The sequence below is a fragment of the Modestobacter italicus genome, assembly GCF_019799965.1.
In the GTDB taxonomy this organism is placed as follows: domain Bacteria; phylum Actinomycetota; class Actinomycetes; order Mycobacteriales; family Geodermatophilaceae; genus Modestobacter; species Modestobacter italicus_A.
In genome coordinates, this window is the sequence record NZ_JABGCJ010000097.1 from 1 (window position 1) to 611 (window position 611).

Genomic DNA, 611 nt, shown 5'->3' on the forward strand with positions numbered 1-611 from the left:
TTTGCAACAATTATTTGAAAATGCAAAGGCTAATGCCCAAGCTATTGATGAAATTAGAAATGAACTTACCGAGTTGACTAATTTAGTGGTTGTGCTTCAACAAGAGGATAACTTTCCTTCACAACCCGAAACAATTTTTCAAGGTCAACAAAGTGAGGAAGTTTTTAATGACATTAATAATCATCAAGAGCAAGTCAAGGCAATCCCCACACTAAGGAGTGAAAAGTTTGAAAATTTTTCTTTGAAAGACTCTCCTAATGAGTCAAATGTGAATCCTAGTGATGGTGATATGCCTCATGACTCAAACCTTAATTCTGCTATTTTGGAGGTGAATGTTGTGTTGGAAGAGAAAGAGTGGGTGCCACCTAGGTTTGAGGAGTCAACCCCTCCCTCTTTTAAAGAGGAGTTTTTGTCCCTAACATCCAAACCACCTGAGCTTGAAGAGATCCAAATGCCCTACATTTTAAAATTTGCTCCATCAAGCAAAAATGAAGTTTTTCAAAGAAGTAGAAAGGGCATACATAAGGATAAAGTGGATGAAGTTGTTCCCAACTTCTTAAATGAGTTTTCTACACTTGGGAACTCAATTAAGAAGTATTTGGAAAAGAGGG

The 611-nt window shown here is 37.0% G+C and carries 1 protein-coding gene; it reads left to right on the forward strand.

All coding sequences use genetic code 11. The annotated features are described in order from the left end of the window. Positions 1-611: hypothetical protein (locus tag HLA93_RS20470; protein ID WP_222196280.1), on the forward strand; the 611-nt coding region annotated here is incomplete at both ends.